Origin of the sequence: Microbacterium sp. SD291 (assembly GCF_017355365.1) — a bacterium.
Lineage (GTDB): Bacteria > Actinomycetota > Actinomycetes > Actinomycetales > Microbacteriaceae > Microbacterium.
In genome coordinates this window covers 1-24,583 of record NZ_JADIJR010000032.1, presented here as the reverse complement: position 1 = coordinate 24,583, position 24,583 = coordinate 1, and the positions used below count along the sequence as shown (strand labels likewise).

Here is a 24,583-nt window from a genome sequence, read left to right as displayed (position 1 = left end):
CGTTCACGAGGTCTCCGCGAGCGCGTCCTTGACGAGCGTCGAGAGGATCGAGGTGCCGTCGATGGGGCCGATGATGCGGGCGGCGACTCGTCCCTGCTTGTCGAGCACGAGAGTGGTGGGGGTCGCCTGGATCGGCACGGCCTCGGCGAAGGCGAGCTTCGCCTCGGCGGTGTCCACGTCGATCAGGCTCGGGTAGGTGATCCCGAACTCGTCGGAGAAGGCCCTGGCCGTGTCGGCCTGGTCGCGGGTGTTGATCCCCACGAAGGCGACGTCCTCGCCGCCGTGCTCCTGCCAGACGTCTTCAAGATCCTTCGCCTCGACCCGGCACGGCGCACAGCCGGCGTACCAGAAGTTCACGACCGTGACCTTGCCTGCGATGTCGGCGCTGTCGAAGGCGTCGCCGGACTCGGTGACGCCGCTGAAGTCGACGGGCTCCCCGCGCTCGGCCACCGGAATCTCGGCGATGGCGCCGTCGGCGGCCACATAGCCGGGGTTGTCGCCGCTGAGGAACGAGTCGCTCACGGGGTCGGGGGCGCAGGCGCTGAGACCGATCGCGAGGACCGCGGCGAGCGCGGCTCCGACCGCACGACCACGAGGGCGGATGCGGGAGCGGCGGCCGCTGCGGGTCGGGCGCCCTTCGACGGGCTCAGGAACCCAGGGAGCAGGAGGCACGATTCCCAGTTTACGCGGGGGTTCCTATGCATCGGCCGGATGCAGGAGGGCCTCAGAACCGGGCGAGGACGTCGGCGACGCCGGCGCGGAACCGCGGGCACATCGAGATGTCGTGCGCGCTGCACCGCATCGCGTGCTCGGTCATCTCCTTCGAGCGGCGCATCTCCTCCATTCGCCGATCCAGGTCGTCGAGGTGCTCCTGAAGGACCTGATGACGGCCGGCGCTTCCGTCGTCGAGTAGCACGCCGATCTGCTCGAGGCTCATGCCCGCCGCCTTGCTCCGCTGGATCACGGCGATGCGCACGACGTCGTCCTCGCCGTAGCGGCGCCGCCCCGCGGCATCCCGAGCTGGCCTCAGCAGGCCGACCGTCTCCCAGTGCCGGAGCACGTTGGTGGGGAGGTCGAAACGCGCGGCGACGTCGCCGACGGCCCAGCGCGGCGAATGACTTGACTTCATGTTGACATGAAGTCACAGACTGGTCGAGAACGCAAGACGGAAGGACTTCCCATGTATGACGCGATCGTGATCGGCGCAGGCCCCGCGGGCCTGCAGGCCGCCCTGACCCTCGGGCGGATGCATCGCCCCACGCTGCTCCTCGACTCCGGCGAGTACCGGAACGGGACGGTGCTGCACATGCACAACGTCGTCGCCGAGGACGGCACGCCGCCCGCCGAGTTCCGGGCGACCGCCCGCGAGCAGCTCGCCGAGTACCGTGACGTCGAGATCCGTGACGTCGGCGCGGTCGGCGTCGACGGCGCCGAGGGCGCATTCACGGTGCGGCTGGGCGATGACTCATCGGCCGAAGGGCGGAGGATCGTGCTGGCCACCGGCGTCGCCGACGATCTCCCCGAGATTCCAGGGCTCCAGGAGCTCTGGGGGACGAAGGCGTTCAGCTGCCCCTTCTGCGACGGTCACGAACATGCGGGGAAGCCCATCGGCATCCTGGGTGCGGCCGCGCGGGCCGAGCACCTCATCGGGCTGCTCGGCCGGATCGTCGGCGAGATCACGGTCTTCCCCGTCGGCGAGCCCTACACCGACGATGACCGGCGGATGCTGGAGGAACGGGGCGCCCGCGTCAGCCTCACCCCGGTCGAGGCCGTGGAGGGTGACGCGGCGGAGGTCAGGATCACCGCGGGCGATGCGACCACTTCGGTCGCCGGCATCTTCGTCGCCTCCGTCGAGGTGCGCCAGCGCGCCCCGTTCGCCGAGCAGCTCGGCCTGCGGATGCTGCCCTCCGGCGCGATCGAGATCGACGACTTCGGCGCGACCTCCGCGCGAGGGGTGTTCGCGGCCGGTGACCTCGCGCATCGCGCGGCGCTTCCCGGGCCGATGGCAGCCGTCGTGCAGGCGGCCGCCGCCGGTCAGCTCGCGGCGATCGGGATCATCCGTTCGCTCGGCTGAAGTCCCGTCGCCGAAGGGGCGTTCGTCTCGCTTCGCTCGCTCGGCGACCGGGCGGCATCGCTCGGCGACCGGGCGGCATCGCTCGGCGACCGGGTGGCGTCGCTCGGCGACCGGTGGATCGGGTGGCGTCGGTCAACGACCGGGTGGCGTCGGTCGACCCCGGGGGTCAGACCGCGCCGACGTCGACCGCACCGGCGGTGGACGCAGGCTCGGCGTAGTCGACCTCGCGCCACACGTCGCCGACGCGCTCGAACGACGTCACGCTGGAGAGCGCGCAGCGCCGCGTTCTCGGGTCGTGACGCAGCGGGAGTCCCGCGACCCGCAGGTGGGTGATCCAGATCGGCGCCTGGTGGGAGACCATCACGACGTCGCCGCTCTCTTCGGCATCCCACGCCTCGTCCATGACCCCGAGCATCCGCTCGGCGATCGACGTGTACGGCTCGCCCCAGCTGGGCAGAGATGGCTGCCGCAGATGCCACCAGTTCAGGGGGTTCATCAGCGAGCGGCGCATCTGCGTGCCCTCGAACACGTTGGTCGGCTCGATCACCCGGATGTCTATCACCGGCTCGAGATCGAAGCGCTCGGCGAACGGCTCAGCCGACTCCTGCGCGCGCTCGAGCGGCGACGAGTACAGCGCGGCGACCGGGCGACCGAGGGACGCGACGTGGTCGGCCGCCGCCTGCGCCATCTGCCGGCCGGCCGCACTCAGGTGGTAGTCCGGCAGTCGCCCGTAGAGGACGCGGAGCGGATTGTGCACCTCACCATGTCGGACGAGATGCAGGCGGGATGCCGACACCTCAGGCCTTGCGGTACTTCGCGTCGCCGAAGCCGAGGATCAGGTAGCCGATGTAGGGGAAGACGAACAGCAGGAAGAAGGAGAACAGCCCGCCCTTGCCGAAGCGCTCGCCCAGCTTGATCGCAACGACGATGCCGAAGACGAAGTTGACGATCGGGATCAGGTACAGCAGCGCAAGCCAGCCCGACATCCCGGCGATGCGCACGAGGATCACGACGTTGACGATCGGGATGACTGCCAGGATCCCCGCGTACCCGGCCTTGGTGAACACCTTCCACAGGCCGATCACGACGGCGATGTAGAAGATCAGCGCGATCACGCCGGTGGTGCCGGAGAAGATCGAGGCGAAGAGATCGGTGATGCCGTTCGCGTCGCTCACTGCGAGGGGAGAAGTCATGGTCTGCCTTTCGTTCCCCGCGATCATACTGAGCGATCCGCACGGGCCGGGGCGGCCCCGCCAGCCCACGTAGAATGGGCGGGTTCATCATTTCCCAGATCAGGAGGAATCCTCCGTGCTTCGCACTCACTCCGCCGGCTCACTGCGAGCCGAGCACATCGGCCAGACCGTCACCCTCACCGGGTGGGTGGATCGCCGTCGTGATCACGGAGGAGTCGCGTTCATCGATCTTCGGGATGCGTCCGGCATCGCCCAGGTCGTCATCCGCGATGAGGAGGTCGCGCACCCGCTGCGCAACGAGTTCGTCCTGAAGGTGACAGGCGAGGTCTCGCGCCGCCCCGACGGCAACGCGAACCCGAACCTGCCCACCGGCGACGTCGAGCTCATCGCAACCGACGTCGAGGTGCTGAACGAGTCCGCTCCGCTGCCGTTCCAGGTGTCCACGGCTGTCGCCGACACCGAGACCGTCGGCGAGGAGGCGCGTCTCAAGCACCGCTACCTCGACCTTCGCCGCCCGGCCGCCGCATCCGCTCTTCGCCTCCGCTCGAACGTCTACAAGGCGATCCGCGACGTGCTGCACGCCGAGGACTTCACCGAGGTCGAGACGCCGACGCTCACGCGCTCCACTCCCGAGGGTGCCCGCGACTTCGTCGTGCCTGCGCGCCTGCACCCGGGCAGCTGGTACGCGCTGCCGCAGTCGCCGCAGCTGTTCAAGCAGCTGCTCATGGTCGGCGGCGTGGAGAAGTACTTCCAGATCGCGCGCTGCTACCGCGACGAGGACTTCCGCGCCGACCGTCAGCCCGAGTTCACCCAGCTCGACATCGAGATGAGCTTCGTCGAGCAGGAAGACGTCATCACGCTGATGGAGTCGCTCATCGTCGCGATGTGGAAGACCATCGACGTCGAGGTGCCGACCCCGCTGCCGCGGATCACCTACGCCGACGCCATGGCGAAGTACGGCTCGGACAAGCCCGACCTGCGCTTCGGTCTCGAGCTCGTCGAGGCGACCGAGTACTTCAAGGACACGCCGTTCCGCGTGTTCCAGTCGGAGTACGTCGGGGCGGTGCGGATGCCCGGCGGAGCCTCGCAGCCGCGCAAGCAGCTCGACGCCTGGCAGGACTGGGCGAAGCAGCGCGGCGCCGGCGGCCTCGCGTACGTCCTGTTCAACGATGACGGCAGCCTCGGCGGCCCGGTCGCGAAGAACCTCACCGAGGCGGAGCAGAACGGCCTCGCCGCGTTCGTCGGCGCCGAGCCCGGCGACTGCGTGTTCTTCGCCGCGGGTTCCGCGAAGGAGAGCCGCGCGCTCCTCGGCGCCGCCCGCGTCGAGATCGGCCGTCGACTCGGCTATCTGAACCCCGACGAGTTCGCGTTCACCTGGGTCGTCGACGCGCCGATGTTCGAGTCCGCAGCGGATGCCGTGGCATCCGGTGACGTCGCCGTCGGCGCCGGAGCCTGGACCGCCGTGCACCACGCGTTCACCGGCCCCAAGCCCGAATTCGCCGACACGTTCGACACCGACCCCGGCTCGGCTCTCGCCTACGCGTACGACATCGTCTGCAACGGCTCCGAGCTCGGCGGCGGCTCGATCCGCATCCACCGCGAGGACGTGCAGAAGCGGGTGCTCGCCGTCATGGGCATCAGCGACGAGCAGGCCGACGAGCAGTTCGGCTTCCTGCTCGACGCGTTCAAGTTCGGCGCCCCGCCGCACGGCGGCATCGCGCTGGGCATGGACCGCGTCATGCAGCACCTGACCAAGACCGACTCGATCCGCGAGGTCATCGCGTTCCCGAAGTCGGGCAACGGCTTCGACCCGCTGACCTCCGCTCCCGCACCCATCAGCCCGGAGCAGCGCGCCGAAGCCGGCGTCGACTTCGAGCCGGAGGTCGACGAGGCCTGAGCCTCACCCGGCACGACGTCGCAGATTCGCACTCGGGTCGCAGAGAATCCTCGGATTCCTGCGACCCGAGTGCTTTTCTGCGACCTGCTGCAGCGGCTCAGGTACCGGCGAGCGCCGGCACGATGTTCTCGTTCCACACATCGATGCCGAGCTTGCCGATCAGCGCGATCACGATGACCAGGAACACGACCCTGATGAACGTCGACCCGCGGGCGATCGCCATGCGCGAGCCCAGGTAGCTGCCGGCGAAGTTCGCCGCGCCGAGGATCAGTCCGAGCAGCCACAGCACCGCGCCGTGCGGGATGAACAGGATCAGCGCCCCCGCGTTCGTGGCGAAGTTCACGATCTTGGCCTTGGCGCTGGCCTGCAGGAAGTCGTAGCCCATCAGCGCGACGAGCGTGATGACGAGGAACGTGCCGGTGCCGGGTCCGATCATGCCGTCGTAGAAGCCGATCCCGAGCCCCGCCGCGCCTGCTGCGATGTGGTGCTTGTGCCCCGTGAATCGCAGCTGCGTCGCGGCCCCCATCTGCGGCCGGAACGCCGTGAACAGCGCCACTGCCAGCAGCGCCACGACGATGATCGGCTTGAACGCCGCCGCGGGCAGCACCGTGGCGACAGCAGCCCCGCCGAAGGAGCCGAGGAGCGCGATCGCGGCCATCGGCAGCGCCGTGCGGATGTCGGGTTTCACGCGACGGTAGTAGGTGACGCTGCTGGTCGCCGTGCCGAACACGGACCCGAGCTTGTTCGTGGCCAGCGCCTGCACGGGCGTGATGCCGGGGATCAGCAGCAGCACGGGCAGCTGCAGGAGCCCGCCTCCGCCGACGACGGCGTCGATCCATCCGGCGCCGAACGCCGCGAGGACGACGAGGATCAGCATGCCCCCGGTGAGCTGCTCGAGCCCGAGCAATGCGCCGATATCCATCGGGTCCAGGATGCCAGAACCGCGGGCGGCCTCCGGCCACGGTGACACACTGGAGTCATGCTCGACGCGCTTCCCCTCCCGCATCCGCTCGACAGCCGATCCGGCCGCGCCCTGTTGCGCCGGGCGGTCCCCGAAGACGCGGATGCCGTGATCGCCCTGCTCTCCGACGATCCGATCAGCGCCGCCCGCGGCGACCGTGCTTCGGCGGAGGACCGCCCCGCCTACGCCACAGCCCTCGCGGAGATCCTCGCGGATCCCTCCAACGACCTGCTCGTGGTGGAGCTGCGCGGAGAGGTCGTCGGCACGCTGCAGCTCACCCTCGTGCCGGGGATGGCGCGTCGCGGCGCCCGGCGCCTGCTCGTCGAGGCCGTCCGCGTGCGCAGCGACCTGCGCTCGTCCGGCCTCGGCTCCGCGACCATGCGGTGGGTGTCGGACGACGCCGCCCCCGCGCTCGACGTCGCACTCGTCCAGCTCACCTCCGATGCCGCCCGCACCGACGCGCACCGCTTCTACGAGCGCCTCGGCTACGTCGGCTCGCACGTCGGGTTCAAGCTGCACGTCGCCCGCTGAGCGACATCCGCCGGCCTCTCCCCGGCCACCTCTCGTTCACCCGGCCCGGACCGCCGCGTAACCCCGGCCCCGTAGCGTCCTCTCGCAACCCGACCCGGCGCGAGACGCCGGACACGAGAGGATCCTCATGGCACGCTTCACCCGCCGCGCCCGCCTCGGCGCCGGAATCGCCCTGGTCACGACCGCCGCGCTGGCACTCACCGCCTGCGCCGGCGCCACCGATGCCCCCGCAGGAGCGGACGGTGCGGACGCCGCGACCGCCACCTCCGTCACCGACTTCGGCACGTTCGCCGATCTCGAGGCCGCTGCCAAGGCGGAGGGCCAGCTGAACGTCATCGCGCTGCCCCGCGACTGGGCGAACTACGGCGAGATCCTCGACCTGTTCGCCGAGAAGTACCCGGAGATCACGATCAACGAGGCCTCCCCCGACATCTCCAGCGCCGAGGAGATCCAGGTCGCCGAGACCAACCAGGGTCTCGACACCGCCCCGGACGTGTTCGACCTCGGCCTCACGGTCGCCCTGCAGAACACCGACGCGTTCGCGCCGTACCAGGTGCAGACCTGGGACGAGATCCCCGAGGCCCTCAAGGAGCCGACCGGACTGTTCGTCGGCGACTACGGCGGGTACATGTCCATCGGCTACGACTCCTCGAAGTTCGACGCCCCCGAGGCGCTCGACGACCTGAAGAGCGGCGACTACAAGGGCGCCGTCGCGATCAACGGCGACCCGACCCAGGCCGGCGCCGCCTTCGCCGCGGTGGGCCTCGCGACCGTCCAGTCCGGCGGCGCGCTCGACGACTTCCAGGCCGGCATCGACTTCTTCTCGGAGCTGCAGAAGGCGGGCAACCTGCTCAAGGTCGACGTCACCACGGCGACCGTCGCGAGCGGCGAGACCCCCGTCGTGTTCGACTGGGATTACCTGAACGCCGCACACGCGGCCGACAACGAGAACTGGAAGGTCGTCGTCCTCGACGGCACCGGCTACGCCGGCTACTACAACCAGGCGATCAACAAGGATGCCCCGCACCCGGCCGCAGCGCGCCTGTGGCAGGAGTTCCTCTACAGCGACGAGGTCCAGAACCTGTGGCTGAAGGGCGGCGCACGTCCTGCCCGCATGGAGGCGATGACCGAGGCCGGCACGATCGACGCGGAGCTGTCTGCGGCGCTTCCCGAGGTTCCCGCAGAGACCGTCGTCCCGTCCGAGGAGCAGTCGGCGAACGCCGGCACGCTCCTCGGCGAGAAGTGGGCAGCGGCGGTCCAGTGACGACACTCGCCACCGCGGGGGCGGATGCCGCGGCATCCGCCCCCGCACCGAGCGCCGGGTCCTCGCAGCGTGCGAGGGACCGGCGCTCGGCGCCCTCCCTCGCGTGGCTCGGCCTCGTGCCGTTCGCGGCATACGTCCTGCTGTTCCTCGCCGTGCCGACCGTCATCGCGATCGCATCCGGCTTCTTCACCGACGACGGCGCGTTCACGTGGACGAACGTGTCCGCCCTCGCCGACCCGGTCGTGCTGACCACGTTCGCGAACTCGGCGGGACTCTCGCTGCTGACCGCCCTGGTCGGCGCCCTCGTCGGAGCGCTGGTCTGCTACGCCCTGCTCGGCATGAACCCCGAGGGCGTGATCCGGCAGACGGTGGACGCCGCCGCCGGCGTCCTCGCCCAGTTCGGCGGCGTCATGCTCGCCTTCGCGTTCATCGCGACCATCGGCATCCAGGGCGTCGTGACGCTGTTCCTCAAGGACGACCTCGGCGTGAACATCTACGAGAACGGCACCTGGCTGTACGAGCTGCCCGGCCTCGTCCTGCCCTACATCTACTTCCAGATCCCGCTCATGGTGATCACGTTCATGCCGGCCCTGGCCGCCCTCAGGCCCCAATGGGCGGAGGCGAACCTGACCCTCGGCGGAACCCGTGCGAGCTTCTGGCTGCGCGTCGGCATCCCGGTTCTCGCCCCCTCATTCCTCGCGAGTCTCCTGCTGCTGTTCGCGAACGCGTTCTCCTCATACGCGACCGCCGCAGCCCTGGCCAGTCAGGGCTCGCAGATCGTGCCCCTCCAGATCCGCACCGCACTCACCAGCGAGACGGTGCTGGGGCGGGAGAACCTCGCCGGCGCCCTGGCGCTCGGCATGATCGTGATCGTCGGAGTCGTGATGGCGCTGTACTCCCTCGTCCAGCGCCGGGCAGCGAGGTGGCAGGCATGAACCGCATCGGACCCTCGCTCGCGACACGATGGATCATCGGCGTCCTCGTCGGGGCCTTCTTCGCGATCCCGCTCGTCTCGACGCTTCTCTACACGCTGCGCGATCCCGAGGCCGGTCTGTCGTTCGCGCGCTGGATCTCGCTCTTCGACCCTGCGCAGTCCGCTGCCATCAAGCCGATCTGGACGGGTCTGGGCAACTCGCTCATCCTCGCCGTCGTCACCGTGGCGATCGTGCTGCTGCTGCTGGCGCCGACGATGATCCTGGTCAACCTCCGCTTCCCGCGGCTCAAGCCGGTGTTCGAGTTCGCTGTGCTGCTGCCGATCTCGATCCCCGCGATCGTTCTCGTCGTCGGCCTCGCCCCGATCTACCTGCAGATCGGTCGCGCCCTCGGCACCGGCACCTGGACGCTGGCGTTCGCCTACGGCATCACCGTGCTGCCGTTCGCGTACCGCTCGATCCAGGCGTCGATCGACGCGGCCGACCTGCGGACGCTCGCGGAGGCCGCACGCTCGCTGGGTGCGAGCTGGCCGACAGTCGTGCTCAAGGTGCTCGCACCCAACCTCCGGCAGGGCCTGCTCGCGGCGTCGCTCATATCGATCGCCGTCGTGCTCGGCGAGTTCACGATCGCCTCGCTCCTGAACCGTCAGGTCTTCCAGACCGCCATGGTGGTCGTGCAGAAGCAGGACGCCTACGCGCCGGCGATCTTCACGCTGCTGGCGCTGCTGTTCTGCTTCGTCCTGCTCCTCGTCATCGGCCGCGCCGCACGCGGCACCGGAAAGGCCCGCTCATGACCCTCCCCCGAACCGCCGACAACATGCTCCTCGCCGAGGCCGGCGAGGGCACCAGGGTGCAGCTGCAGGGCATCGTGAAGAGCTATGCGGGCACGCGCGTGCTGCACGGCGTCGACCTCGACATCGCGCCCGGTGAGTTCGTGTCGCTCCTCGGACCGTCCGGGTGCGGCAAGACGACGCTGCTGCGGGTGCTGGCGGGCCTCGAGGCCGCAGACGAAGGCGCGGTGCTCCTCGGCGGCGGCGACGTGTCGCGCGTCCCGACGAACAGACGCGACATCGGCATGGTGTTCCAGTCGTACTCGCTGTTCCCGCACCTGCGCGTGGCGGACAACACCGCGTTCGGGCTCCGCCGTCGCGGCGTGGGCAGAGCGGATGCCGCCAAGCGCGCCCTCGACGCGCTCGCACTCGTCGGCCTCGCCGACTTCGCCAACCGCTTCCCCCATCAGCTCTCCGGCGGGCAGCAGCAGCGCGTCGCCCTGGCCCGCGCGCTGGTCACCGAGCCGAAGGTGCTGCTGCTGGACGAGCCGCTCTCGGCGCTCGACGCGAAGGTGCGGGTGCAGCTGCGCGACGAGATCCGCCGCATCCAACTGCGCCTCGGCATCACCACCGTCTTCGTCACCCATGACCAGGAGGAGGCCCTCGCGGTCTCCGACCGGATCGCGGTCATGAACGCCGGGCGCATCGAGCAGATCGGCTCACCCGAGCAGCTGTACACGACGCCGTCCACGGCCGGGGTCGCGGCGTTCGTCGGTCTCTCCAGCATCGTCTCCGGTGTCGCCGAGGGAGATCACGTCGTGGTGTGGGGGCAGCGGCTTCCGCTGCAGACGCCGGCCGACGGCCCGGTCGACGTGTTCCTCCGCCCCGAGAATGTCCACTTCGCCTCGGAGGCTGATGCCGCGACCGACGCGCTGGTCGAGGAGAGCACGTTCCTCGGCAGCATGCGCAGGACCCTCGTCCGCACGGAATCCGGCGAGCTCGTGCGGCTGCAGCACGCTCCCGGCATCCACCCGGCGTTCGGAGACCGCGTGCGCATTGCGGTGGCCGCCGAGCCGGTCACGGTGCATCCGCGCGGCTGATCCGAGGAGCGGCTCGGGACCGGTTGATCCGGGCCGGCTGCTCCGGGCGGGCTGCTGCGGGCCGGCTGATCCGGGCGGCTGCGCGGCCGCGGCCGCGTCGCGGGGCCGCGCGGATTCAGTCCTTCCAACGTCCGTGATCGTTCACGGCTCCTTGACGTCGTCATCGAGTCGCACTAGCGTGTGTGAGGCCGTGAACGTTCACGGCCAAGGCTCGAAAGGACGATGGTGACCACTCAGCTCGCAGTCGAAGAGACGCACACGCGCACCGGCGGATGGGCCGTGCTCGGCCCCGGCGGTATCGCACGGAGATTCCTCGCCGGCCTCGCCACGAGCGCCGGAGAGCTCGTCGCGGTCGGCAGCACCGAGGTCTCGCGGGCGCGGTCGTTCGCCGAGGAGGCGGAGCAGCAGGGCGCGGCGGACGTGACCGCAGGAGGCTACGCCGAGGCGCTCGCCGATCCGCGAGTCGACGCCGTGTACGTCTCGAGCGTGCACACGGCGCACCCCGCCCTCGCGATCGCGGCGCTCTCCGCAGGCAAGGCGGTGCTGTGCGAGAAGCCTCTCGCCGTCAACCACGGCACGGCCATGGCGATGGTCGACGCGGCACGACAGGCCGGTGTGCCGCTCGTCGAGGCCTACATGTACCGCTTCCACCCGCAGACGCGGGCGATGCTCGATCTCGTCCGCGAGGGCGCCATCGGCCGCGTCCTGCACATCGACGCCTCGTTCGCCTTCCGCGTCGGCGAGCGCAGCGGCCGACTGTTCGACCCCGCCGTGGCCGGCGGCGGCATCCTCGACGTCGGCGGCTACACCGTCACGATGGCTGCGGCCGTCGTCGACGCCGCCGACGGCCAGCACGCGTCCGAGCCCGTCGAGCTCACGGCCGGAGGCACGCTCGGGCCCACCGGCGTCGACGAGTGGACCGTCGCCAGGGCGACGTTCCGCAGCGGCATCACCGCGACCCTGACCACCGGTGTGATGGCGACGGCGGCGAACGCGGTGACGATCCTCGGCGAGCGGGGCCGCATCCATGTGGCAGAGCCCTGGGTGCCCACTGGCGACGCCGAGATCGAGCTCGTGACGACGGAAGGCGCGCGCACGATCGTGATCGATGCCGCCGACGCCTACGGACTGGAGGCGGATGCGACCATGGCCGCGCTGCGCGACGGCCGGGCGGATGCCGCCGAGATGACCTCGGCGGAGACGCTCGCGACCGCACGCACGCTCGACCGCTGGCGCGCGGCCATCGGGCTGCGCTACCCCTTCGAGGCCGAGGAGGCCGACATCCCGCCCGTGCGCGGCACGGGAGGCGGCAGCGCCGGAGAGATGCGCTACGGCGAGATCCCCGGCGTCGGCAAGCGCGTCTCCCGGCTCGTCATGGGCGTCGACAACCAGCCCGACCTCGCACACGCCTCGGCCGTCTTCGACGTCTACGCCGAGCAGGGCGGCAACGTCTTCGACACTGCGTACATCTACGGCGACGGCGAACTCGAGGGGCGGCTGGGCCGCTGGATCGCGAATCGCGGCGTCCGCGAGGACGTCGTGGTCATCACGAAGGGCGGGCACACGCCGCACTGCGACCCCGAATCCGTCTCGCGTCAGCTGCTCGAGAGCCTCGAACGGCAGGGAACCGACTACGCCGACATCTACATGCTCCACCGCGACAACCCCGACGTGCCGGTCGGCGAGTTCGTCGACGTCCTCGACGAGCACGCGCGCGCAGGGCGCATCCGCGTGTTCGGCGGCTCGAACTGGAGCCCTGAGCGCATCGACGAGGCCAACGCGTACGCCGCGGCGAACGGACGTCAGGGGTTCGGGGTCGTGAGCGATCACTTCGGCCTCGCCGAGGCCTACGACGTGCCGTGGGAGGGATGCGTGCACGTCACCGACGCCGCTTCGAAGCGATGGCTCGAGGAGCGGCAGATCCCGCTTCTGCCCTGGTCGTCGCAGGCGCGGGGATTCTTCGCGGGTCGCGCTCACCCCGACGACCTCAGCGACTCGGAGCTCGTGCGGTGCTACTACAGCGACGACAACTTCGAGCGTCTGCGTCGAGCAGAGCACCTCGGAGCCGAGCGGGGCGTGCCGACGACGGCGATCGCTCTCGCCTACGTCCTCGCGCAGCCCTTCCCGACGTTCCCTCTCTTCGGACCGCGTACGATCGAGGAGACCCGCTCTTCCATGCGGGGGCTCACCGTCGATCTCACGCCCGAAGAGGTGGAATGGCTGAATCTGCGCAGCTGACCGGCCCGGGCGATCCGGAGAGGTCCGGATCGCCCGCCGGCCGCCGGCGGGCGACCATCCTCGACGTCGCGGCCGCCGCCGGCGTCTCGCGTCAGACGGTCACCCGCGCGGTCAACGACATGCCCGGCATCAGCGCCGAGACCAGGCAGCGTGTGCTCGAGGCGGCGACCGCCCTCGCCTACCGGCCGTCCCGTTTCGGCCGGGGACTCGTCACCGGCGGCGACCCCCAGCTCGGCCTCGTCGTCAGCGACCTGCGCAATCCCTATTCGCCGGAGCTGGCCGCGGCGGTCGTCCGCCGCGCCGCCGATGAGGGATGGAGCGTCTCGCTCGTCGACATCGGGCTCGCCGGGTCCGCCGACCGGCTGCTGCGCTCACTGCAGGCCCAGGTCGACGTGGTGGTCGGCTATCTCGGCGAATGGGCGCTCGGGTGGGAGCGCAGATCCGGGGCGACCCCCCTCATCCTGCTCGACGCCGGCGAGGGCTCCGAGCATCCCGGAGTGAATCTGGATCCGGCCGCCGCGATCGAGGACCTGGCGGCGCATCTCGTCGCCGTCGGCACCCGCCGCCCTGTCGTGCTGGATGCCTCCGCACCTCATGAGACCAGCGGCCGCGGACTCGCCATGATGGCTGCCCTCGAACGACGCGGGCTGGCGCCTGAGCTCGTCCATGCGTCCGCGTCGACCCCGGAGCACGCCTCCGCGGTCGCGGCACAGGTGATCCGCCGCGCAGCGCGCCCGGACGCCATCCTCGCGTTCAACGATCTGATGGCGCTGGGCGTGCTCTCGGCGTGCCGCCATGCCGGTCTGCATGTGCCGGACGACATCCGCGTCGCCGGTGTCGACGGGCTGACGATCGGCACGCTCGTGGCCCCGACGCTCACGACACTCGCGGTGGACTTCGACGAGGTGGCGCGCCACACGCTCGAGCTGGCCGTCGCGCTCGGGGACGGCGACACGGATGCCGGACTGCAGCGCGTCGTGAGCCACCGGCTCGTGCTGCGCGAATCGGCGTAGCCCGCTCCGGGCGGCGCCGGCGGCGGCATCCGTCGTCCTGCCGATCGCGCCCGCGCTCTTCCTTCCACGGCGCCTCCGGCGCTAGCGTGATGCTCGAGGGCGCCTCATTCCCTCGCAACGAAGCGAAAGGACGCCTCATGGCAGGCAAGTTCGAGTTGTACACCGACAAGTCCGGCGAGTACCGATTCCGCCTCAAGGCCGGCAACGGCGAGGTCATCGCGCTGGGCAGCGAGGGCTACTCCTCCAAGTCGAGCGCGCTGAACGGGATCGACTCGGTCAAGCGCAACGCGGCGGATGCCGAGGTCGTCGAGGTCGACTGACCGCCGAGAACCCCACCTTCACGGCGAGACCCTCTCGTACTGACGTCAGTACGAGGGGGTCTCGGCGATAGAACGGGGTTTCGGCGAAGCAGGAGCAGGAGCAGGAGCAGGAGCGGACCGCGCGGGCGGGCTACAGCACGCGCGCGAGGAAGTCCTTCGTGCGCTGGTGCTGCGGGTTCCCGAGCACCTCGCGCGGGTCGCCCTGCTCGACGATGTGCCCGCCGTCCATGAAGATCAGCCGCGAGCCGACCTCACGTGCGAAGCCCATCTCGTGGGTCACGACGAGCATCGTCATCCCCTCGTCGGCCAGCGAGCGCATGACCTGCAGCACCTCGCCGACCAGCTCGGGGTCGAGCGCCGATGTCGGCTCGTCGAACAGCATCATGTCGGGGTTCATGCACAGCGCCCTGGCGATCGCGACGCGCTGCTGCTGGCCGCCGGAGAGGTGCCCCGGGTAGGCATCGGCCTTGTGCGCGAGCCCGACTCGTTCGAGCATCTCGTGCGCGACCTTCTGCGCCTCGGCCTTCGAGCGCTTCTTCACGCGCTGCTGCGCGATCGTCAGGTTCCCGAGCACGCTCAGGTGCGGGAACAGGTTGAAGCTCTGAAAGACCATCCCGATGCGGGTGCGCACGCGGTCGATGTCGACGTCAGGATCGGTGATGTCGATCCCCTCGACGAAGATCCTGCCGCCGGTCGGCTCCTCGAGCAGGTTCACCGAGCGCAGCAGCGTCGACTTGCCCGACCCCGACGGGCCGATCACGCAGACGACCTCGCCGGAGGTGACGGTGAGGTCGATGCCCTTGAGCACCTCGTTCTCGCCGAAGGTCTTGACGAGCCCCTGCACGTCGATCGCGGGGGCGTGGACATCAATCAGGTCGGTGATCATCGCTGCTTCGCCATCCGTCGCTCCAGCCACGCGGTGAAACGCGTGAGTGGGATCGTCACGATCAGGTAGAGGATCGCCGCCATCACGAGCGGCGTCGCATTGGAGTTCTGCGTGGTCGCATCACGGGCGAAGGCGGTGAGCTCCTTCGACCAGATGAAGGTGCCCGCGACGAAGAGCAGCGAGGTGTCCTTCAGCAGCAGCACGAACTCGTTGGTGAGCGGCGGGATGATGATGCGGAAACCCTGCGGGACGACGATCCAGAAAGTCGTCTTCATGGGCGACATCCCGAGGGAGCGCGCAGCCTCCGTCTGCCCCTTCGGCACCGCCTGGAGGCCTGCCCTGATGGTCTCCGCCATGTACGCGGAGGCGACCAGGATGAGGCCGATCAGGCCGAGCACGACCGGGCCGCCCAGCGCCTGGCCGCGCACGCCCGACGCGATGGGCACGATGAACGCCACGGCGAAGATCGTGAGCACCGCGGGCAGTCCGCGGAACAGCTCGATCCAGGCCGTGGCGATCCAGCGGAAGGGTCCGATGCTCGACATCTTCAGAAGAGCGAGCAGGATGCCGAGCAGGAGGCCCCCGATGAAGGCCACCGCAGTGAACCACACCGTGTTCACGAGCGCGATGGTGATGATCTCGGGGAACATCCTCGCCGCGACTTCAGGATTGAAGAAGAGCGGACCGAGCTTCGCCCAGTTGCTGGTGACAGCGACCCAGACGACGATCGCGATCAGCACCGCATAGACGATGTACCGGTAGAGCTTGCTCCTGGTGGTGCGCCTCAACGCCATTGTCAAGGTCCTTCCGACCTGCGTCGTTCGCCGGTCAGTTCGCGGTGAAGTAGGTGTCGTAGATCGCCTGGTAGTCGCCGCTGTCGCGGAGCTCCGCCAGAGCGCCGTTCACCGCGTCGAGCAGAGCATCCTTCTCGTCCTTGGCGAAGGCGAAGCCGTAGGACTCGCCGGTCTCGTACTCCTCGACGATCTTGTAGGCGGAGTCGGCCTTCTCGTGCTCGAGGTTCACCGGCTGGTCCTGCAGGATCGCGTCGATCTGCCCGGCCTGCATCGCGGGCCACAGCTCGCCGTCGGACGGGTACTGCACGAGCTCGGCCTCAGGAGCGTTCTCCTGGGCGTACGCCTCACCGGTCGTGCCCTGCTGCACACCGACGTTCTTGCCGGCGAGATCGTCGATCGACTCGATGCCCGAGTCGGTGCGCACCAGCAGCGACTGCAGCGAGTCGTAGTACGGGTCGGAGAAGTCGAGGTTCTTCTTACGGTCGTCGGTGATCGTCATCGCCGAGGCGCCGAGGTCGCACGTGCCCGACTGGAGCGTGGTGCCGGACTGCAGCGCGTCGAAGCCGACGTCCTGCACGGAGAGCTCGAGGTCGAGCTTCTCGGCGATCGCGACCAGAAGGTCGATGTCGAAGCCGGTGTATCCGGTGCCGTTGTCGCCGCCCTCGAACTCGAAGGGCGGGTAGGGGATGTCGGAGCAGATCGTGAGGGTGCCTGCCTCGACGAGGTCGTACTCGTCGCCCGCGGAGCCGCCGGCTCCGGAGCCGCCGTTGCCGCCGGCACAGCCCGCGAGGGCGAGGGTGGCGACCGCCGTGACGGCGATCCCGGCGAAGAGGTTGCGACGCTGCATTTCAGCTCCTGTGTGACACGGGGCGGATCACGCCCACGGACGGGTAGGAGTTCATCTTGACATGCGGCCAGTCGACACGTGCAGCGGCAAACGCGTTCCGCCGATCACATTTGTGTTGCAAGTGTGTGCGCCGACCTCGCAGTGCCGCCCCCTGCCGGCGGGTCAGACCTCGAAGTCGACGGCGACGCGGGAGGCGACCACCGAGCGGATGTAGACGGCGACCTCCTCGTGGGCCGGGTGAACCTGGTAGTCCTCGATCGCGGCGACCGAGTCGAAGTCGGCGACGAGCGTGACGTCCCAGTTCGCCTCGGGGTACGCGACGTTCGCGCCGGCCGAGATCGAGCGCAGCTGCGGCACGACGCCGTCGAGGGCGTTCAGCCGGCGTGCCACCTCGGCGGCCTGATCCGCGCGCTCCGCCGGGTCTTCGGCCTTGAGCTTCCATGTGACGACATGACGGATGGTCATCGTGCTTCCCCTCGCTCCGCGGGCGCGTCCGTGCGGACGGCCTCCTCCAGTGCATGGCGCAGACGGTCGGGCGAGAGTCGCCAGTGCGCGTGCAGTTCGCCGTCGATCAGGACGACAGGGATCTTCTCCCACCACAGCTCGTACAGCGCCGGGTCGTCCTGGATCGATGCGGTCTCGATCACGATGCTCTCCGCGGCGGCATCCGGCAGCTCTGCGACGACGGCGTCGATCACGTCGGAGGCCACGTCGCAGAGGTGGCAGTCGGGCTTGCCGATCAGCGTCAGCGTCGTCACGCCGAGGGCACCTCGACCCGGAGCCCCTGGGTGACCCACTCGCCGGTGCCGCCCTCGACGTTGGTGACGTCGTAGCCACGCGCCTCGAGCGCCTCGACGACACGGGCCGAGCGTCCGCCGATCTGGCAGATCACGTCGAACGCCTCCGACGGGAGCTCCTCGAGCCGGGCGCCGAGCTCCGACATCGGGATGTTGACCGCACCGGGGACGTGACCGGTGCTGAATTCGTTCGCCTCACGCACATCGATGAGCGGGGTGTCATCCCGGGCGGCGAGTTCGGTGACGGTGATCGACTTCAAAGCATCCTCCTACGGCCAGATGGCGGAACTGCGTGCGCAGACACAAAGCGCCCGTCCGAAGACAGGCGCTCGGTGTCTGGCCGCTTACTTCTTGTTGCGGCGCTGGTGGCGAGTCTTACGAAGCAGCTTGCGGTGCTTCTTCTTCGCCATGCGCTTGCGGCGCTTCTTGATGACAGAACCCACGGAAACCTCACTAAGTCAGTGGCTGGGCGTCGCGCAAAGTCGGACGCCCGGGTACGGGCACGGAAAAATGCCTCGGATCAGTCTAGCAAACCAGATCGTTCCCCTCGTACGCCCTCACTCATCGGCGTTCTCGGTCACCATGAACCGCCACACGAGCGCGTGTCCGAGCGCGACCAGGGCGATCAGGAGCAGCGCTTCGACCTGGATGCCCGTGAGTCCGAGCGATCCGGCGAGCTGCGGCGCGACGCCGAGCACGGCGATCGCCGCGTAGACGACCACGATGCCCACCTGAACCCACCGGACAGCGGCCGGCGCCCCGTCGCCCCGGGCCCGCGAGACCAGGCGGATCATGGAGAAGCCGCCGACCACGGCGATCACGACGAACGACATGCGCCACAGCAGCGGGCTCTCGGTGCCCCCGACCTGCGCGAACAGGCCCATCAGAGCCGGCAGCAGGAACGACAGGTAGATGCCGCCGATCGTCCGACGCATCGCGGGGTTCGCGGTCCAGTCGCGTCGCGAGCGCACGACGTTCCACCACAGACCTGTCAGCGTGAAGCACGTCGTCGAGAACAGTGCGTAGAACGTGCTGACGTCCACGTCTGCGCTTTCGGCTAGCCGACGTCGGCGATCGGGCGCTGCAGCGCTTCTGCGACAGCGGACTCGGGCACGCGGAAGCTGCGGCCGAAGCGGATCGCGGGCAGCTCGCCGGAATGGACGAGCCGGTAGACCGTCATCTTCGACACGCGCATGATCTCGGCGACCTCGGCCACCGTCAGGAACCGGACTTCAGGAACCTCGGGCATCCCACGTACCCCTTTCTCGATGTGCACACACTCTATGGGGTGCTGGGGCAGGTGTAAACCCGTGTGGCTCATGTGGTCAGTGGGACGACGGCACCGTGGCGAAAGCCCGCACCGGGAACGTCCCGAAACCGCGCACCGCAGGCGGCGCCGCAGTGAACCGGCCGCCCTGTGCGGGCACGGCGTCCAGGCCCGTCAGGTGCTCCACGACATGCACGCCCGCGGCGAGCAGGATGCTGTGCGCCGGACGCTCGCCACCGCTCTCGGTGTCGTCGATGTTGAGGGAGTCGATGCCCACCAGGCGCACGCCCGCCTCGACCAGGAACCGGGCGCCATCCTCGGTGAGGAACGGCGCACCCTTGGCGTACTCCGGCGCGCCGAAGTGGCGGCTCCAGCCGGTGTCGATCAGCACGGCCGCGCCGTCGAGATCCCGGTCGGCCAGCGTCGCCGCGCCGATGCCCCTGCGGTCTGCGCTCCAGGCGTCGCGAAGGTGGAACACCTCGGCGGGCAGGCCGACCAGGCTGCTCAGCTCCAGCGACGCGAGATCCCCGCCGTCCGCATAGCGGTGGTACGGCGCGTCGAGATACGTGCCGGTGTTGCCGATCATGGTGATGATGTCCATCGCGAACTCCGTACCTGGCGCATAGCGGCTGCGGGAGTCCGCGCGCGTCAGGTGCGGCACGATCGTCGGAGCGGGGAGTCCTGGGTACGTCACCAGCCCCGCCTCGATCGTGTGGCTGAGGTCGATCACGCGCTCCGCGCGTTCTGCCGGGAGGCCGACGCCGCGGCTCCCCCGGTGCGCCTCCTCGATCACCTGGAACTCGCGCAGCTCGACCTTCTCCACCAGCGCCAGCCCGAGATGCCGGACGAGCAGGAGCCCGACCTCCTCGGCGGTCAGGTCCGGCCGCGGCAGGTCTAGACGGAAGCCGTCACCGCTGATGCCCCCGCCGTTGGCGAACGAGATCGTGAAATCGAAGCGGGCGCGGTACTCGGCGGTTGCGGTGGTCATCCACACATCATGGCAAAGCCGGATGCCGCCGACGGCGCATCCGACCACGGATCGTCTGCATCCGCTCAGCCGCCGAGCCGCTTGAGCGCGGCGGCGACGACATGCTTGGCGGAGGCCGCTGCGCGGCCGACGACCTCGGCCGCGTGCGCCGCGCTGTCGGGCAGCGGCAGAACCGGGTAGTCGATGTCCGGTGCGTCGTCGCCGTACGCGTCCATCAGGAAAGGGACCAGCCAGTCGTCGACGGCCGCGAGCGGGTCGACGGCGAGACTGTAGAAACGCCGCTGGCCGTCCTCGCGCACGCTGACCAGCTCAGCATCGCGCAGCACCTTGAGATGCTTCGACACGGTGGGCTGGCTGATGCCGAGATCGGCGACGATCTGACTCACGCTGGTGCCGGCTTCACCTTCGGTGGTGCGTCGCAGGAGGAGTTGGAGGATGTCTCGCCTCGTACCGTCTGCGATCACGTCGAAGATGTCCGTCATGTGATCAGGGTAGTCTCCCCGGGCACGGAGTACCATGACGAAGGCTCGGCGAAAGGCGCCGCGCAGCCGCCGCAGGCGGTGCAGTGAACCGGAGGAGGACGCGATGTCGGGCATCGTTTCGGCGTCGTCGCCTCGACAGCGACTCGAAGGCGCCGCCGCCTGGGTGAAGCACATCATCACCTCCTCTCCGTCGCGTTTCGCGATCGTCGTCTTCGCGCTGCTCATCCTGGTGTTCACGGTTCTGCTGTCTCTGCCGATCTCCTCGGCGACGGGCGAGGTCACCCCGCTCAGCGATGCGCTCTTCACCGCCGTCTCCACGATCTGCGTCACCGGGCTGTCAACGGTCGACATGGCGACGCACTGGTCGCCGTTCGGCAACGTGATGATCTTCATCGGCGTGAACATCGGCGCGCTGGGCGTGCTGACGCTCGCGTCGCTGATGGGCATGCTGATCTCGAAGCGGCTCGGCCTCCGTGCGAAGCTCATGGCGGCCGGCGACACGAACCCGATGCGCGCGCACGGCGGCGTCGTCAACGAGAGCCAGACCGTCCGGCTCGGCGAGGTCGGTCAGCTGCTCACGACTGTCGCCGTCTCCGCGCTGATCATCGAGGGCGCGCTCGCCGTGCTGCTCTATCCGGCGCTCGTGATGGCGGGGGTCGAGCCCATCGCGGCGCTCTGGGAGGCACCGTACTTCGCCGCCATGGCGTTCACCAACACCGGATTCACCCCCAACATCGGCGGCGTGGCCGCTTTCGCCGACGACTATCTCGTGCTCACCCTGCTGATGGCGGGTGTGTTCCTCGGCAGCATCGGCTTCCCGGTGATCTACACGCTCGCGAAGCACGTCTGGCATGTGAAGCGCTGGTCGTTGCACACCAAGCTCACGCTCGTCACGACCGTGCTGCTCTTCGTCCTCGGTGCCGCCGTGTTCGTCGTCCTCGAGTACCTCAACCCGAAGACCTTCGGATCGATGGATGCCTGGGACACCACCTTCCAGGCGTTCTTCCTCTCCGCGATGACCCGCTCCGGCGGCTTCAACGTGATCGACATGGCCGACCTCAACGGCTCGTCGCTTCTCGCCGCCAGCATGCTGATGTTCGTCGGCGGCGGCTCGGCATCCACTGCAGGCGGGATCAAGGTGACCACCCTGGCGGTGCTCGCCATCGCCGTGTGGTCGGAGGCGAAGGGCCGCCAGTCGGTCGAGGCGTTCGGCCGTCGCATTCCGAGCGACGTCCAGCGGGTCGCGCTCAGCGTCGTCGCCTGGGGCGCCACGATCGTGGCCCTGTCGACGATCATCATCGCCCAGATCACGCAGGCCGACATCAGCCACGTGCTGTTCGACGTGATCTCCGCCTTCGCGACCGTCGGCCTGTCGACCGGTCTCACCGGCGAGCTCCCGGATTCGGCGACCTATGTGATGGCCACGACCATCTTCATGGGGCGCGTTGGTACAGTGACACTCGCCGCGGCAGTCGCCGCGACATCGCGATCGCAGTATTACTCGCTGCCCGTGGAAAGGCCGATCGTTGGTTGAAGTCCTCCGTGGCGATGCTCCCGTCCTCGTCATCGGCCTCGGCCGGTTCGGCGCCGCCTGCGCCGGCGAGCTCGACCGCCTCGACCGCGAGGTGCTCGCGATCGACGACAACATCGAGCTCGTGCAGAAGTGGTCGGAGCGAGTCACGCACACCGTGCAGGCCGACGCCAAGAACATCGACGCGCTGCGCCAGATCGGCGCCCAGGACTTCCAGGTCGCCGTCGTCGCGGTCGGCTCGTCGATCGAGGCATCCGTTCTGATCACCGCCAACCTGGTCGACCTGAAGGTGCCGCAGATCTGGGCGAAGGCCGTGTCCCAGTCGCACGGCAAGATCCTCGCCAGGGTCGGCGCCAATCACGTCATCTACCCCGAGCGCGAGGCCGGTGAGCGCGTCGCGCACCTGGTCAGCGGACGGATGCTCGACTTCATCCGCTTCGACGACGACTTCGTGCTCGCGAAGATGTATCCGCCGAAGTTCATCCGCGGCGTCGGACTCAACGAATCGGGCGTGCGGTCGAAGTACAAGGTGACCGTGGTGGGCGTGAAGAGCCCCGGCAAGCCGTTCCGCTACGCCGAGGCGAGCACGATCGTCACGAACCACGACCTGATCATCGTGTCCGGCACGAACAGCGACATCGAGCGGTTCGCCGCTCTCGACCGCTGAGCGACGGCACTGCCGTCAGGCGTCGATGTCGAGGGTGATCTCGACGACGTCATCCACCCCGATGCCCTCGCGATCCTGCAGCGCCTTCTTGATCGGCACGATGTAGCCGCCGTTCTTGGGCCAGAGCGCGGTGGTGACGGTCGTTCGGCCGATCGTGACGGATGCCGGGATCATGCCCCAGCCGTAGGTGACCACCGGCGCGACGTCGCCGATCATTGCGCTCTCCGCCGGCGGCACGGTGACGAAGTGGTACGGCGCGGGTCCGCGCCAGAACCAGATATCCCCGCCGAACCTCAGCCGCATCCGTCAGGCTCCGGCGGCGAGTTCCCTGGCGCGGTCGAGGGCCGCGGCGGCGGCATCCGCGAAGGTCCGCTCGAGGTTCGCGTCCTGGAGGACGGCGATCGCGCGCTCGGTCGTGCCCTTCGGACTCGTGACGCGGCGACGCAGCTCTGCGGGGTCCTCGCCCGAGACGTCGAGCAGCGCGGTCGCCCCGATGAAGGTCTGCTCGACCATGAGGCGGGCATCGCCCTCCGCGAAGCCCATGCCGATCGCGGCCTTGGTGAACTCCTCGATCAGCAGGTAGACGTAGGCCGGACCTGAACCGGAGATCGTGGACAGCGCGTCGATCTGCGCCTCGGGGACCTCGATCACCGCTCCGACCGTCTCGAAGAGCCGTCGCACGACGGCGAGGTCGTCTGCGGTGGCAGCGGCCCCTGACGCGAGCCCCGTCACCGCCTTGCCGACCGTCGCCGGGGTGTTCGGCATCGACCGGATGACGCGGGCATCGGCACCGAGCACGTCGGCGAACGTCGCCAGGGTGACCCCGGCCGCGAGGCTCACCACGATCGTCTCGGGTGCGAGCCGGGGAGCGATCTCGCGGAGCAGATCGACGACCATGGCCGGTTTCACGCCGACGAGGACGATGCCGGCGGATGCGGCGGCCTCCAGGTTGCCTTCGGGCTGTTCCTCGAGGGCGATGCTCGTGACGCCGGGGAGGCCCGTGAGAGCCTCCGCGCTGGCGGCCGAGCGGTTCGTCGCGATGATCCCGCCATCGACCTCGATGCCCGATGCGACCACGCCTCTGAGGATCGCACCACCCATGGATCCGGCACCGAGGAACGCGAGAGCGGGGAGAGTTTCAGCCATGTCGTCATCCTACGGCGGACGGTCTGCGATCCCCCGGCGAACGGATCTAGACTCGGAGCATGAGTGCTTCAGGAGACAGCAGCCCCGCCAGTGCCGGCGCGAGCGCGAGTCGGGCGGTCATCGATCGCATCACCACCGAGATCTACGCCGGTGCCGAGGTCGAGAAGCTGCTGCACCTGCGCGCGATCCACCTGAGCCCCGCGGATCTGTTCGTCGCCGTGAAGGTCGCCCTGTCTGCGGACCGCTCGCTGCCGGAGGTCGCCGACGACATCGATGCGATCAAGACCCGCATCCGCACCGCCGTCCCGAACGTGCTGGCCCTGTACATCGAGCCGGACGTGTACCGCCCGTCGGCGGACCCGGCACCCTCCACCGATGTGTTCGTGCTCAAGTCGGCCGACTGAGACGACCAGCTCGCCCGCCGATCTCAGCGGCGTGACTCGAAGAAGTCGCGCAGGAGTGCGGTCGCGGCATCCGCGCTGACCCCGCCGACGACCTCGGCCCGGTACGGCAGCCTTCGGTCGCGCAGCACGTCGTACATGGAGCCTGCGGCTCCCGCCTTCTCATCCCAGGCGCCGAAGACGACCCGGCCGATGCGTGCCTGCAGGATCGCTCCGGCGCACATGATGCACGGCTCTAGGGTCACGACCAGCGTGTGACCGTCGAGGTTCCAGGAACCGGCGGATGCCGCCGCGGCACGCAGTGCGGCGATCTCGGCGTGACCGGTCGGGTCGTGGGTCGCCTCGCGGTCGTTGCGCCCCTCCGCCACGATGCGGCCCGCGGCGTCGAGGACGACGGCGCCCACCGGGATCTCGTGCACCGCCGCGGCCTCGGCGGCGAGCGCGAGAGCGCGCCGCATCGCGATGTCGTCGGCTGCGGTCATGC

General features: G+C 69.3%; 32 protein-coding genes. 13 read left to right on the top strand and 19 right to left on the bottom strand.

Annotation, left to right across the window (positions count from 1 at the left end; genetic code table 11):
* Positions 1 to 3: 3 nt before the first annotated feature.
* Together IPV10_RS14370 and IPV10_RS14365 are read right to left on the bottom strand one after the other, a co-directional pair.
* Entirely contained in the window at positions 4 to 672 is a 669-nt protein-coding gene (locus IPV10_RS14370; RefSeq protein ID WP_374192237.1) for a TlpA family protein disulfide reductase, read from the bottom strand.
* 52 nt (positions 673 to 724) lie between these two features.
* On the bottom strand, positions 725 to 1,129 hold the full coding sequence (locus IPV10_RS14365) for a MerR family transcriptional regulator (protein WP_207484933.1): 405 nt from the start codon (positions 1,127 to 1,129) through the stop codon (positions 725 to 727).
* A gap of 51 nt (positions 1,130 to 1,180) precedes the next feature.
* Between IPV10_RS14365 and IPV10_RS14360 the strand changes: the two genes are divergently transcribed.
* On the top strand, positions 1,181 to 2,074 hold the full coding sequence (locus IPV10_RS14360) for an NAD(P)/FAD-dependent oxidoreductase (RefSeq protein ID WP_207484932.1): 894 nt from the start codon (positions 1,181 to 1,183) through the stop codon (positions 2,072 to 2,074).
* Positions 2,075 to 2,240: 166 nt separating this feature from the next.
* Here IPV10_RS14360 and IPV10_RS14355 read toward each other — a convergent pair whose 3' ends face one another.
* Both IPV10_RS14355 and IPV10_RS14350 read right to left on the bottom strand, forming a co-directional pair.
* Entirely contained in the window at positions 2,241 to 2,870 is a 630-nt protein-coding gene (locus tag IPV10_RS14355) for a histidine phosphatase family protein (protein WP_207484931.1), read from the bottom strand.
* A 1-nt stretch (position 2,871) separates the two neighbouring features.
* On the bottom strand, positions 2,872 to 3,267 hold the full coding sequence (locus tag IPV10_RS14350; RefSeq protein WP_207484929.1) for a DUF5684 domain-containing protein: 396 nt from the start codon (positions 3,265 to 3,267) through the stop codon (positions 2,872 to 2,874).
* 115 nt (positions 3,268 to 3,382) lie between these two features.
* Here IPV10_RS14350 and aspS point away from each other — a divergent pair, with 115 nt between their 5' ends.
* Positions 3,383 to 5,164, top strand: coding sequence for an aspartate--tRNA ligase (aspS, locus tag IPV10_RS14345; protein WP_207484928.1), 1,782 nt, complete (start codon positions 3,383 to 3,385; stop codon positions 5,162 to 5,164).
* Positions 5,165 to 5,261: 97 nt separating this feature from the next.
* On the opposite strand, the gene IPV10_RS14340 is transcribed toward aspS, so the two are convergent.
* Entirely contained in the window at positions 5,262 to 6,086 is an 825-nt protein-coding gene (locus IPV10_RS14340) for a TSUP family transporter (protein ID WP_207484926.1), read from the bottom strand.
* A 57-nt stretch (positions 6,087 to 6,143) separates the two neighbouring features.
* Here IPV10_RS14340 and IPV10_RS14335 point away from each other — a divergent pair, with 57 nt between their 5' ends.
* The 8 genes from IPV10_RS14335 to IPV10_RS14300 all read left to right on the top strand — a co-directional run bounded on the left by IPV10_RS14335 (position 6,144) and on the right by IPV10_RS14300 (position 14,293).
* Positions 6,144 to 6,656, top strand: a complete 513-nt coding sequence (locus IPV10_RS14335; protein ID WP_207484924.1) for a GNAT family N-acetyltransferase — start codon at positions 6,144 to 6,146, stop codon at positions 6,654 to 6,656.
* 127 nt (positions 6,657 to 6,783) lie between these two features.
* Complete coding sequence (locus IPV10_RS14330) at positions 6,784 to 7,920, top strand: ABC transporter substrate-binding protein (protein ID WP_207484922.1); 1,137 nt, start codon at positions 6,784 to 6,786, stop codon at positions 7,918 to 7,920.
* Entirely contained in the window at positions 7,917 to 8,855 is a 939-nt protein-coding gene (locus IPV10_RS14325) for an ABC transporter permease subunit (RefSeq protein ID WP_307861145.1), read from the top strand. The genes IPV10_RS14330 and IPV10_RS14325 overlap by 4 nt, the downstream gene beginning before the upstream one ends.
* On the top strand, positions 8,852 to 9,646 hold the full coding sequence (locus tag IPV10_RS14320; RefSeq protein WP_207484919.1) for an ABC transporter permease: 795 nt from the start codon (positions 8,852 to 8,854) through the stop codon (positions 9,644 to 9,646). Before IPV10_RS14325 ends, IPV10_RS14320 begins: the two co-directional genes overlap by 4 nt.
* Positions 9,643 to 10,722 carry an ABC transporter ATP-binding protein gene (locus IPV10_RS14315; protein WP_207484917.1) on the top strand — a complete coding sequence of 360 codons (1,080 nt, stop codon included), beginning with the start codon at positions 9,643 to 9,645 and terminating at the stop codon, positions 10,720 to 10,722. The genes IPV10_RS14320 and IPV10_RS14315 overlap by 4 nt, the downstream gene beginning before the upstream one ends.
* A gap of 222 nt (positions 10,723 to 10,944) precedes the next feature.
* The gene (locus IPV10_RS14310) at positions 10,945 to 12,960 is read left to right on the top strand and encodes an aldo/keto reductase (RefSeq protein WP_207484916.1); all 2,016 of its coding nucleotides are present in this window, start codon (positions 10,945 to 10,947) and stop codon (positions 12,958 to 12,960) included.
* Positions 12,939 to 13,973 carry a LacI family DNA-binding transcriptional regulator gene (locus IPV10_RS14305; protein WP_207484915.1) on the top strand — a complete coding sequence of 345 codons (1,035 nt, stop codon included), beginning with the start codon at positions 12,939 to 12,941 and terminating at the stop codon, positions 13,971 to 13,973. Before IPV10_RS14310 ends, IPV10_RS14305 begins: the two co-directional genes overlap by 22 nt.
* A gap of 137 nt (positions 13,974 to 14,110) precedes the next feature.
* On the top strand, positions 14,111 to 14,293 hold the full coding sequence (locus tag IPV10_RS14300; RefSeq protein ID WP_207484914.1) for a YegP family protein: 183 nt from the start codon (positions 14,111 to 14,113) through the stop codon (positions 14,291 to 14,293).
* 130 nt (positions 14,294 to 14,423) lie between these two features.
* On the opposite strand, the gene IPV10_RS14295 is transcribed toward IPV10_RS14300, so the two are convergent.
* The 11 genes from IPV10_RS14295 to IPV10_RS14245 form a co-directional block, all read right to left on the bottom strand.
* Positions 14,424 to 15,179 carry an amino acid ABC transporter ATP-binding protein gene (locus IPV10_RS14295; RefSeq protein ID WP_207484913.1) on the bottom strand — a complete coding sequence of 252 codons (756 nt, stop codon included), beginning with the start codon at positions 15,177 to 15,179 and terminating at the stop codon, positions 14,424 to 14,426.
* The gene (locus IPV10_RS14290) at positions 15,176 to 15,973 is read right to left on the bottom strand and encodes an amino acid ABC transporter permease (protein ID WP_207484912.1); all 798 of its coding nucleotides are present in this window, start codon (positions 15,971 to 15,973) and stop codon (positions 15,176 to 15,178) included. Before IPV10_RS14290 ends, IPV10_RS14295 begins: the two co-directional genes overlap by 4 nt.
* A gap of 34 nt (positions 15,974 to 16,007) precedes the next feature.
* Entirely contained in the window at positions 16,008 to 16,820 is an 813-nt protein-coding gene (locus IPV10_RS14285) for a basic amino acid ABC transporter substrate-binding protein (protein ID WP_207484911.1), read from the bottom strand.
* 162 nt (positions 16,821 to 16,982) lie between these two features.
* Entirely contained in the window at positions 16,983 to 17,285 is a 303-nt protein-coding gene (locus IPV10_RS14280; protein WP_207484910.1) for a Dabb family protein, read from the bottom strand.
* Positions 17,282 to 17,578, bottom strand: a complete 297-nt coding sequence (locus IPV10_RS14275) for a glutaredoxin family protein (protein ID WP_207484909.1) — start codon at positions 17,576 to 17,578, stop codon at positions 17,282 to 17,284. Before IPV10_RS14275 ends, IPV10_RS14280 begins: the two co-directional genes overlap by 4 nt.
* Positions 17,575 to 17,877, bottom strand: a complete 303-nt coding sequence (locus IPV10_RS14270) for a rhodanese-like domain-containing protein (protein WP_207484907.1) — start codon at positions 17,875 to 17,877, stop codon at positions 17,575 to 17,577. The genes IPV10_RS14275 and IPV10_RS14270 overlap by 4 nt, the downstream gene beginning before the upstream one ends.
* Before the next feature lie 84 nt (positions 17,878 to 17,961).
* Complete coding sequence (locus tag IPV10_RS14265; RefSeq protein ID WP_003792170.1) at positions 17,962 to 18,060, bottom strand: 30S ribosomal protein bS22; 99 nt, start codon at positions 18,058 to 18,060, stop codon at positions 17,962 to 17,964.
* 114 nt (positions 18,061 to 18,174) lie between these two features.
* Positions 18,175 to 18,660, bottom strand: a complete 486-nt coding sequence (locus IPV10_RS14260; protein WP_207484906.1) for a hypothetical protein — start codon at positions 18,658 to 18,660, stop codon at positions 18,175 to 18,177.
* A gap of 14 nt (positions 18,661 to 18,674) precedes the next feature.
* Positions 18,675 to 18,866, bottom strand: a complete 192-nt coding sequence (locus IPV10_RS14255) for a helix-turn-helix domain-containing protein (RefSeq protein WP_207484904.1) — start codon at positions 18,864 to 18,866, stop codon at positions 18,675 to 18,677.
* Between the two features lie 76 nt (positions 18,867 to 18,942).
* On the bottom strand, positions 18,943 to 19,872 hold the full coding sequence (locus IPV10_RS14250; RefSeq protein WP_207484903.1) for a cyclase family protein: 930 nt from the start codon (positions 19,870 to 19,872) through the stop codon (positions 18,943 to 18,945).
* Positions 19,873 to 19,937: 65 nt separating this feature from the next.
* A complete protein-coding gene (locus tag IPV10_RS14245; RefSeq protein WP_207484901.1) occupies positions 19,938 to 20,354 on the bottom strand; it encodes a helix-turn-helix transcriptional regulator in 417 nt (138 codons plus the stop codon).
* Positions 20,355 to 20,457: 103 nt separating this feature from the next.
* Here IPV10_RS14245 and IPV10_RS14240 point away from each other — a divergent pair, with 103 nt between their 5' ends.
* Positions 20,458 to 21,888: a TrkH family potassium uptake protein gene (locus IPV10_RS14240; RefSeq protein WP_207484900.1), complete on the top strand. Its 1,431-nt coding sequence runs from the start codon at positions 20,458 to 20,460 to the stop codon at positions 21,886 to 21,888.
* Complete coding sequence (locus tag IPV10_RS14235; protein WP_207484899.1) at positions 21,881 to 22,552, top strand: TrkA family potassium uptake protein; 672 nt, start codon at positions 21,881 to 21,883, stop codon at positions 22,550 to 22,552. Before IPV10_RS14240 ends, IPV10_RS14235 begins: the two co-directional genes overlap by 8 nt.
* 15 nt (positions 22,553 to 22,567) lie before the next feature.
* Here IPV10_RS14235 and IPV10_RS14230 read toward each other — a convergent pair whose 3' ends face one another.
* Together IPV10_RS14230 and proC are read right to left on the bottom strand one after the other, a co-directional pair.
* Positions 22,568 to 22,855: a DUF1905 domain-containing protein gene (locus IPV10_RS14230; RefSeq protein ID WP_207484897.1), complete on the bottom strand. Its 288-nt coding sequence runs from the start codon at positions 22,853 to 22,855 to the stop codon at positions 22,568 to 22,570.
* 3 nt (positions 22,856 to 22,858) lie between these two features.
* Entirely contained in the window at positions 22,859 to 23,698 is an 840-nt protein-coding gene (proC, locus tag IPV10_RS14225) for a pyrroline-5-carboxylate reductase (protein ID WP_207484896.1), read from the bottom strand.
* Between the two features lie 59 nt (positions 23,699 to 23,757).
* Between proC and IPV10_RS14220 the strand changes: the two genes are divergently transcribed.
* Complete coding sequence (locus IPV10_RS14220; RefSeq protein WP_207484894.1) at positions 23,758 to 24,102, top strand: hypothetical protein; 345 nt, start codon at positions 23,758 to 23,760, stop codon at positions 24,100 to 24,102.
* Positions 24,103 to 24,125: 23 nt separating this feature from the next.
* Here IPV10_RS14220 and tadA read toward each other — a convergent pair whose 3' ends face one another.
* Positions 24,126 to 24,581, bottom strand: a complete 456-nt coding sequence (tadA, locus tag IPV10_RS14215) for a tRNA adenosine(34) deaminase TadA (protein WP_207484893.1) — start codon at positions 24,579 to 24,581, stop codon at positions 24,126 to 24,128.
* Positions 24,582 to 24,583 lie beyond the last annotated feature (2 nt).